Genomic DNA, 8,677 nt, shown 5'->3' with positions numbered 1-8,677 from the left:
GTGCACGACGTGTCGGTGGTCGCCGTGCCGGACGAGTTCCTGGGCGAGCGCTCCCGCGCGTACGTCGTCCTGCGCCCCGGCGCGGAGCGGCCCCGGCCCGCCGAGCTGAGGTCGTTCGTACGGGCCGCCGGGCTGGCCGGGTACAAGGTGCCGGACCTGGTGGAGTTCGTCGAGTCCTTCCCGTCCACCGGCATCGGCAAGGTCAGCAAGCAGGGCCTGCGCGCCCGCCAGGACTGAATCCCCCCGTCAGAGAGGCCCCTTCCCCGTGGCACTCCCCGCCATCGCCCCCTACCCGCTGCCGCTGCCCGCCGAGCTGCCGCCGAACCGCGTCCGCTGGCGGGTCGACCCGGGCCGGGCCGCCCTGCTGGTGCACGACCTGCAGCACTACTTCCTGTCCGCGTTCCCGCCCGCCGGGCCGCCGCTGGAACCCGCGCTGGCCAACACCGCCCGCCTGCTGGCCGCCGCCCGGGCCGCCCGCGTCCCGGTGTTCTACTCGCACCAGCGCGGCGGGCAGAGCCCCGAACAGCGCGGCCTGCAACTGGACTTCTGGGGCCCCGGACTGCCCGCCGACGAGCACGCCCGGGGGATGCCCGCCGCCGTCGCGCCCGAACCCGGGGACCGGCTGGTCCTGAAGTGGAAGTACAGCGCCTTCGTCCGCACCGACCTCGCCGAGCAGCTCGCCGCGCTCGGCCGCGACCAGCTGGTGATCACCGGGGTCTACGCCCACATCGGGGTGCAGATGACCGCCGCCGACGCCTGGCAGCGCGACCTGCGGGCCTTCGTGGTCGCCGACGCCGTCGCCGACTTCTCCGCCGAGCAGCACCGCGAGGCGCTGCGCTGGACGGCCGGGAAGTGCGCCGTCGTGCTGGACACCGCGCGGGTGCTGGAGCAGCTGTCCGGGCGCGGGGACGAATGACTCCCGCCCCCGCACCCGTCGCCGTCCTCGCCCCCGCCCCCGTCGCCGTCCGCACCGGTCCCCGCGACGCCCGCGCCCTGTACGAGCTGTCGCTGCCGTTCCTGCGCTCGGGGGCGCTGCGCGCCCGCACCCCGGCCGACTACCGGCGGGCGGCGGACACCTTCCTGGTCGTCCGCGGCCCCGGCGGCGTCCCGGACGCCTGCGCGGCGCTGCGCCTCCTGCCGCCCGGCCCCGGGCATCCGCCGACCGGCGTCCTGCACAACCTGTGCGTGCGGGCCGAGCGGCAGGGCCTCGGCCTGGGCGGCCTGCTGGTGGCCGCCGTGCTGGCGCGGGCCCGCCGGGCCGCGCTGTCCGCCGTGGTCACCGCCACCACCGGCGACGGCGCGCTGTTCGCCCGGCACGGCTTCGCCGAAGTCCCGGTCGCGGCCGCCCCGCCGTCCTGGGCCGCCGAGTTGGACCCCGCCCGCGGCTCCCGGGTCCTGCGCCGCCCGCTGTGACCCGCGACCGCGGCCGGCGGTGCGGTGCGGGCGGCGCGGCACGATGCGGCGCGGTGCGGGCGGTGCTCAGAACGCGTAGCGCACCCGTAGCCACGGGGCGCGGGCGCCGATCAGGGCGCGCAGCGCCTCGACGGCGGGGGCTTTGACACCGGCGCGGTAGCGGACGTTCCAGCTGCCGTTCTCGGAGCGCTTGGGCTGCTGGAGGTCCTCCCGCCACAGGACTTCTTCGGCACGGGGGTGCCAGCCGAGGTTGACCTCGTGCAGGTCCTGGTTGTGCGTGAGCATGATGATCTCCGCGGCGGCCTGGTCCTTGACCCGTCCCGGGAGCGTGTCGTCCATGGCCTGCAGCAGTTCGCCCCAGTCGCGCTCCCATCCCGGGCGGATGACCACCGGGGAGAGGTTGAAGTGCACTTCGTAGCCGGCGTCCAGGAAGTCGGCGGCCGCCGCGAGGCGGTCGGGGACGGGGCTGGTGCGGATGTCGAGGTGCCTGGAGTCCTCGGGCGGCATCACGGAGAAGCGGATGCGGGTGCGGCCCCGGGGGTCGAGCCGCAGCAGGTCGGGGTTGACGAACTTGGTGGCGAAGGACGCCTTGGCGGTGGGCAGCCGGCGGAAGGCCCGGACCAGGTCGGCGGTGTTGTCGCTGATCAGGTCGTCGACCGAGCAGTCGCCGTTCTCCCCGATGTCGTAGACCCATGCCTGCTCGTCGCACTGGTTGGGCTCGCGTTTGGGGCCGGCGGCCGCGACGTGCCGTTCCAGGGCGGCGAGGACGCGCTCGACGTTGGTGAAGACGGTGATCGGGTTGGCGAAGCCCTTGCGGCGCGGGACGTAGCAGTACGCGCAGGCCATGGCGCAGCCGTTGGAGAGGGCCGGGGCGATCCAGTCGGCGGACCGCCCGTTGGGGCGGATGCCGAAGGACTTGCGCTCGCCGAGGACGAGGGTGCCGCGCTTGATCCGCACCCAGCGTTCCACGTTGCCCGCGTTGCCGTGCAGGTCGGGGATGCGCCAGTGGGAGTCCGTCTCGACGAGCCGCGCGCGGGGGAAGCGGGCGATGACCTGCCGGCCCCGCCAGGACCGTGCGGCCGCGGGTTCGGCGTAGATCCGGGCCACGTCGAGCAGCCCGCGTGCCCGTTCCCCGTCGCGGAAGGACCGCCCCGTCCCGTCCCCGGCCGGTGCCTGGGCGGCCAGGAGTTCGTCCAGGTCGAACAGGCCCTCGGGCTCGTCCCCCGGCTCTCCGGGACGCTGTCGCATGCCGACCAGTGTACGGAGGCCGGGCGGGCGGACGGGCCCGTGCCGTCGGGCGGGGAGCAGCAGGCGTCCGCCGGTGCAGCAGGCGTCCGTCGGTGCAGCGGCGGGCCCGTCAGTGCCACAGCGGGCCCGGCCGCTCCACCCCGGCGCGGTTCACCGCGGCCGGTCCGGTCCGCCGGAGGCGGTGGCGTCCCGACCGCCGGCGCCGAGCAGGCCGGTGGCGCGGAAGGCGTGGTGGGCGGCGATGCGCGGCACTTCGGTGCGGGACAGGCGGGTGACCAGCGGCGGCAGGGCGGCGCGGACGGGCTGGACGGCGCGCAGCCAGCCGGGCAGGTAGACGGCCGGTGAGCGCCGTTCGACGGCCCGCACGAGCCGGGCGGCCGCGGTGTGCGCCGGGTGCACCTTGCGGGCGGGGCGGGGCATGTGCGCGCGCAGCTCCCGCAGGACGGTGTGCCGGTCGGCGTCGCGGACCATCTCGGTGTCGATCCAGTTCAGGTAGGCGATGCCGACCCCGACGTGCCGGTGGGCGAGTTCGGCCTGCAGGGCGTGCGCGAACGCTTCGACGCCCGCTTTGGAGGCGCAGTACGCGCTCATCATGGGCGAGGTCCCCATCGCCGCCAGGGAGGCGATCTGCAGGTGGTAGCCGCGGGTGGCGAGCAGGTCGGGCAGGAAGGCGCGGGCGCTGATCGCGCTGCCGGTCAGGTTGACCTCGACCACCCGCCGCCAGGTGGCGGGGTCGGATCCGGCGAACGGCCCGCCCTCGGCCACCCCGGCGTTGGCGACGAGCACCGACGGCGGCCCCAGTGTCCGCCGCACCCCGGCGGCCGCGCGGTCCATCGCCTCGTCGTCGGTGACGTCGGCCTCCCAGCAGCCGCTGGGTCCGGGCAGGGACCGGGCGACCTGTTCCAGTGCCTGCCGGTTGAGCCCGAGCAGCGCCACGGTCGCGCCCCGCTGCGAGAGTTCGGCGGCCAGGGCCGCGCCCAGGCCGCGCGCGGCACCGGTCACGACGGCGACCCGTCCCGCCAGGGGCGAAACGCCCTTTCCACCCATCGGTGACATGCCGTCCACGCTAGGAGGTGCCGTCTGCCGGGGCCACCGCACGCACCGCCGGGCGGTCGGCTCCCCGGTCCGGTGGGCTCCGCGCCGGGGCGGTCCGGCCGGGCGGCGGGTGCCTCTCGGGGGGTGAATCGTGCGCCGCGGGCGGACTGGGACCCCGGTGGAGGGGATAGACGGAGAGCGCCCTCTGCGCCACCGGTGCACGGCGCCCCGGGACGCCCGCACGGGACGTGCACCGGAACCCGACGGGAAGGCTGGTCCGATGTTCTCCGTACCACTGACGGCGTCCGCGGCGGGCCGATCCGCCCCGCCCGGGCAGGTCGGTCGCCCGGGTGTGCTCCGCTCTCCGGCCGGGGGGCGCGGCTCGCCCGGTGGCGCGGGGCTCCCGGCGGCCGGCCGGGCCGCGGCGCCGGCCCGGTGCGTCGACGGCGACGTGCCGGGCGCGATCGGCGGGGTGCTCGACGGGTACCTGCGCCACCGGGTGGCGCGGGCGTCCGCCGCCGACGGGGCCTTCGCGGCCGACGTCGCCCTCCGGGTGGCGGACTTCACCCGGTCGGGGGGCAAGCGGACGCGGGGGCAGTTCCTGTGGTGGGCGATGCGCGCGTGCGGGCGGGGGGACGGGCCGGTCGACGCCGCGCTGGCCACGGCGGCGGCGCTGGAGCTGCTCCAGACGTGCGCGCTCGTCCAGGACGACGTGATGGACGGGTCCGCGACGCGCCGCGGCCGTCGGGCCCTGCACCTGGACGTGGCCGCCCGGTACGCCCCGGCGGTGGGCGAGCGGGGTGCCGCGGACCTCGGCGCGGTCGCGGGCGTCCTCGCCGGGGACCTGGCCCTCGCCTGGGCGGACGACCTCGCCGCCGCCGCGCAGGCGGGGCTGCCGGCCCGGGTGGGGACGCGGCTGCGGGAGGTCTGGTCGGACCTGCGGACGGAGCTGGTCGCCGGCCAGTACGCGGACGTGCACGGCCAGGTGACCCGGTCGCGGTCGCCGGGCCGGGCGCTGCGGATCGCGCGGCTCAAGAGCGCCATGTACTCGGTGGAGCGGCCCGTGCACCTGGGCGCGGTGCTGGCCGGGGCCGGCCCGGAGGAGGTGGCGGGGCTGCGCCGCGCGGGCCGCTGCGCGGGGGTCGCCTTCCAGCTCAGGGACGACCTCGACGGGGTCTTCGGGGATCCCGCGCGGACCGGCAAGCCCTGCGGCGAGGACGTCCGGGCGGGCAAGCCCACCTACCTGGTCGCGGTGGCGCACGCGCGGGCGGCGGGCCGCGGCGACCGGGTCTCGTCGGACGTCCTGGAGCGCTGCCTGGGCGATCCGGACCTGGACGACGGGGCCCTGGCGGAGGTCAGGGAGGTGCTGGTCAGGACGGGGGCGCGGGCCGCCGTGCAGTCCCGCGTCGAACGGCTCTCCGCGCGCGGCGCGGAGCACCTGGAGCGGGCGCGCCCGACGGGCCCCGGTGCCGGGCGGCTGGCCGACCTGCTCAGGGCGGCCGCGGGGCTGCCGCCCGCCGGGTCGTGCGGCGCCGGGTCGTGCGACGCCGGGTCGTACGACGCCGGGTCGTACGACGGCGGGGGGACGGAATGAGGCGCACCGTGCCGCCGTCCGATCACGTGGTGGTCGTCGGGGCGGGCCTGGCCGGGTTGTCGGCCGCCTGCCACCTGCTCGGCGCGGGGCGGCGGGTGACGGTCGTCGAGCGGGACGGGGAGCCCGGCGGGCGGGCGGGGCGGATCCGGCGCGGCGGGTACCTCTTCGACACCGGGCCGACCGTGCTGACCATGCCCGACCTCGCCGACGAGGCGTTCGCGGCGGTCGGCACCTCGCTGCGCGCGCACGTGGACCTGCTGCCGCTGCACCCCGCCTACCGGGCGCGGTTCGCCGACGGCAGCGCGCTGGACGTGCACACCGACGCGCAGGCGATGGAGGCCGAGGTGGCGCGCTTCGCCGGGGCGCGGGAGGCGGCGGGGTACCGGGAGCTGCGCCACTGGCTGGTGCGGCTGCACCGGGCGCAGATGCGGCGCTTCATCGACACCGACTTCGACTCGCCGTGGCAGCTGCTCAACCCGGACCTGGTGCGGCTGGCCGCGCTGGGCGGGTTCGGCCGGCTCGCGCCGCGGATCGGGCGCCACCTGCGCGACGAGCGGCTGCAGCGGGTCTTCTCGTTCCAGTCGCTGTACGCGGGGGTGGCGCCGGCCCGGGCGCTGGCCGCCTACGCGGTCATCGCCTACATGGACACGGTGGCCGGGGTGTGGTTCCCGCGCGGGGGCATGCACGCGCTGCCCCGGGCGATGGCCGCCGTCGCCGGGGCGGCGGGGGCCGGGTTCCGCTACGGGAGCACCGTGCTGGAGCTGGAGCGGAGCGGGGGCCGGGTCACGGCCGTGGTCACGGACCGCGAACGGATCGCCTGCGACGCGGTCGTCCTCACGCCCGACCTGCCGGTGGCGTACCGGCTGCTGGGGCGGGCGCCGCGGCGGGCGGTGCCGTTGCGGTTCTCGCCGTCGGCGGTCGTCCTGCACCTGGGGACCGACCGGACGTGGCCGGAACTGGCCCACCACACCCTGTCGTTCGGGCACGCCTGGGAGCGGACGTTCGACGAACTGACCCGCACCGGGAGCCTGATGACGGACCCTTCGCTGCTGATCACCCGGCCGACCGGCACGGACCCGTCGGCGGCCCCGGCCGGGCGGCACACCCACTACGTGCTGGCCCCGGTGCCCAACACCGCCATCGGCCCGGACGCCGCGGCCTGGGGCGACCTGGCGCCCGGCTACCGGGACCGCCTGCTCGACACCCTGGAGCGGCGCGGGCTGACCGGGATCGGCGAGTCCGTGGAGGAGGAGTGCCTGGTGACCCCGGCCGACTGGACCGCCCGGGGGCACGCGGCCGGCACGCCGTTCTCCGCGGCCCACACCTTCGCGCAGACGGGCCCGTTCCGGCCGCGCAACCTGGTGCGGGGGCTGGAGAACGTGGTGCTGGCCGGCTGCGGCACCACGCCCGGGGTCGGCGTCCCGACCGTCCTGATCAGCGGGAAGCTCGCCGCCGCCCGGATCACCGGTGCCGGACGGCCGGTCCGGGGGCGCCGCCGCGCGCCCTCGGTGCCCGGCGCGACGCCGACCGCCCCTCCGACCGCAGGAGCACCGCATGACGGCCCGTGAACTGGACGCCGCGGGCATCGCGGCCCCCGACCTGCGGGCGGCGTACACCGCCTGCCGGGAGCTCAACGCCCGGCACGGCCGCACCTACTTCCTGGCGACCCGGCTGCTGCCGCCGGAGCGCCGGAGCGCGGTCCACGCGCTGTACGGCTTCGCCCGGTGGGCGGACGACATCGTCGACGGGCTGGACCGGCGCGAGACGCCCGCCGAGCGCGACCGGCTGCTGGCGGTGCTGGAGCGGGACCTGGCCGAGGGCCTGCGGCGCGGCGACGCGGACGAGCCGGTGGTGCGGGCGGTCGCGGACACCGCGGGGCGGTACGGCATCGACCCGGTGCTGTTCACCGACTTCATGGCCTCGATGCGCGCCGACCTCACCGTCACCGACTACCCGACCTACCGGGACCTGTACGGCTACATGCACGGCTCGGCGGCGGTGATCGGCCTGCAGATGCTGCCGGTCCTGGGCACGGTGACGTGCCGCGCCGAGGCCGAACCGTACGCGGCGGCCCTCGGGGTGGCGTTCCAGTTGACCAACTTCCTGCGCGACGTGGGCGAGGACCTGGACCGCGGCCGGGTGTACCTGCCGGCCGACCTGCTCGCGGCCCACGGGGTGGGCCGGCCGCTGCTGGAGTGGAGCCGCCGCACGGGCCGGGACGACGCCCGCATCCGGGCGGCGCTGGTGGCCGCCGCCGCGCTGACCCGCGGCGTCTACCGGGACGCCGAGCCGGGCATCGCGATGCTGGAGCCCCGGGTGCGGCCCTGCATTCGGACGGCCTTCCTGCTGTACGGCGGCATCCTCGACGCGATCGCCGAGGGCGGCTACCCGGTGCTGCACCGGCGGGTGGCGGTGCCGGTGCGCCGGAGGGCGGCCGTCGCCGCGTCGGGTCTGGCCCGCGTCGCGGCGGCCCGGGTGCGGGTCCCGGCGCGGAGCGGGCCTCCGTCCGGGCGCCCGCGGCCTCGGGGGGTGGGGCGGTGAGCGCCGGGGGCCGCTGGAGGTCGCCGCTGCGGCTGCGCCGGGGGGCGGGCTGGGCGCGGCAGGAGCCGTCGTGGCGGCAGGCGCGGCCCGCGCTGATCGCCGCCGCGCTCGAGCGGGCGGGGGCCCGGCCGTCGGGGAACTGGTTCGCCGTCGGCGCGGCCGGGGAGGTCGCCGCGGGCGGGCGGCCGTGCGGGCGGCTGGTGGGCGGCACGGAGGTGGTGCTGTGGCGGGACGCCGCGGGGGCGCTGCGGGCCGGGCCGGGGGTCTGCCCGCACCTGGGGGCGCCGCTGAAGGACGGCCGGGTGGTGTGCGGCACGCTGGTCTGCCGCTGGCACGGGCTGGCCCTGGACGGCGGCCCGGCGGCCGGCTGGGAGCCCTTCCCGGCGTACGAGGACGGCGTGCTGGCCTGGGTGCGGCTGGACGCCGTGGGGGGCGGGGAGCCCACCGGGCGGCCGGTGGCGGTGGAGCGGCCCGGCCTGCGGGGGGCGGTGGCGGCGGTGTACACGGGGCTGGGCCGCTGCGAGCCCGAGGACGTGGTGGCCAACCGGCTGGACCCGTGGCACGGCTCCTGGTTCCACCCCTACTCGTTCACCGACCTGACGGTCCGCGAGGTGCCGGACGGCGAGGTGCCGGACGGCGCCGGGGAGGACCGGTTCCTGGTGGACGTGTCCTTCCGGGTGGCCGGGCGGCTGGTGGTGCCGGTGCGCGCGGTCTTCACCGCTCCCGGGCCGCGCACGGTCGTCATGCGCATCGTCGAGGGCGAGGGGGCGGGGTCGGTGGTGGAGACCCACGCGACCCCGCTGACCGCCCCCGCCTCCCCCGCGCCGCGCACGGCGGTGGTGGAGG

General features: G+C 77.8%; 8 protein-coding genes and 1 pseudogene. 7 read left to right on the top strand and 2 right to left on the bottom strand.

Annotation, left to right across the window (positions count from 1 at the left end):
* The 3 genes and pseudogenes from entE to ACFUEL_RS29325 form a co-directional block, all read left to right on the top strand.
* Window positions 1-237 (top strand): annotated as a pseudogene (gene entE / locus ACFUEL_RS29335) (2,3-dihydroxybenzoate-AMP ligase); the annotation flags it as partial.
* Between the two features lie 28 nt (window positions 238-265).
* Complete coding sequence (locus tag ACFUEL_RS29330; protein ID WP_380239792.1) at window positions 266-916, top strand: isochorismatase family protein; 651 nt, start codon at window positions 266-268, stop codon at window positions 914-916.
* Window positions 913-1,413, top strand: coding sequence for a GNAT family N-acetyltransferase (locus ACFUEL_RS29325; RefSeq protein ID WP_380239791.1), 501 nt, complete (start codon window positions 913-915; stop codon window positions 1,411-1,413). The genes ACFUEL_RS29330 and ACFUEL_RS29325 overlap by 4 nt, the downstream gene beginning before the upstream one ends.
* Window positions 1,414-1,479: 66 nt before the next feature.
* Here ACFUEL_RS29325 and ACFUEL_RS29320 read toward each other — a convergent pair whose 3' ends face one another.
* A complete protein-coding gene (locus ACFUEL_RS29320) occupies window positions 1,480-2,661 on the bottom strand; it encodes a spore photoproduct lyase family protein (RefSeq protein ID WP_380239790.1) in 1,182 nt (393 codons plus the stop codon).
* A gap of 150 nt (window positions 2,662-2,811) precedes the next feature.
* Complete coding sequence (locus ACFUEL_RS29315; RefSeq protein WP_380239793.1) at window positions 2,812-3,708, bottom strand: SDR family oxidoreductase; 897 nt, start codon at window positions 3,706-3,708, stop codon at window positions 2,812-2,814.
* Window positions 3,709-4,147: 439 nt separating this feature from the next.
* Between ACFUEL_RS29315 and ACFUEL_RS29310 the strand changes: the two genes are divergently transcribed.
* From ACFUEL_RS29310 to ACFUEL_RS29295, 4 genes are all read left to right on the top strand, one after another.
* Window positions 4,148-5,290 carry a polyprenyl synthetase family protein gene (locus tag ACFUEL_RS29310; RefSeq protein WP_380239789.1) on the top strand — a complete coding sequence of 381 codons (1,143 nt, stop codon included), beginning with the start codon at window positions 4,148-4,150 and terminating at the stop codon, window positions 5,288-5,290.
* Window positions 5,287-6,858, top strand: a complete 1,572-nt coding sequence (gene crtI / locus ACFUEL_RS29305; protein ID WP_380239788.1) for a phytoene desaturase family protein — start codon at window positions 5,287-5,289, stop codon at window positions 6,856-6,858. The genes ACFUEL_RS29310 and crtI overlap by 4 nt, the downstream gene beginning before the upstream one ends.
* Window positions 6,845-7,831, top strand: a complete 987-nt coding sequence (locus tag ACFUEL_RS29300; RefSeq protein WP_380239787.1) for a phytoene/squalene synthase family protein — start codon at window positions 6,845-6,847, stop codon at window positions 7,829-7,831. The genes crtI and ACFUEL_RS29300 overlap by 14 nt, the downstream gene beginning before the upstream one ends.
* Window positions 7,828-8,677 (top strand): DUF5914 domain-containing protein (locus ACFUEL_RS29295; RefSeq protein ID WP_380239786.1); only part of this gene is annotated, 850 nt, incomplete at its 3' end. The genes ACFUEL_RS29300 and ACFUEL_RS29295, both read left to right, overlap by 4 nt.

The organism is Kitasatospora sp. NPDC057198 (genome assembly GCF_042670125.1).
In the GTDB taxonomy this organism is placed as follows: Bacteria; Actinomycetota; Actinomycetes; order Streptomycetales; family Streptomycetaceae; genus Kitasatospora.
Note: the sequence above shows the minus strand (reverse complement) of the source record. Positions and strands in the feature narration are given on the sequence as shown.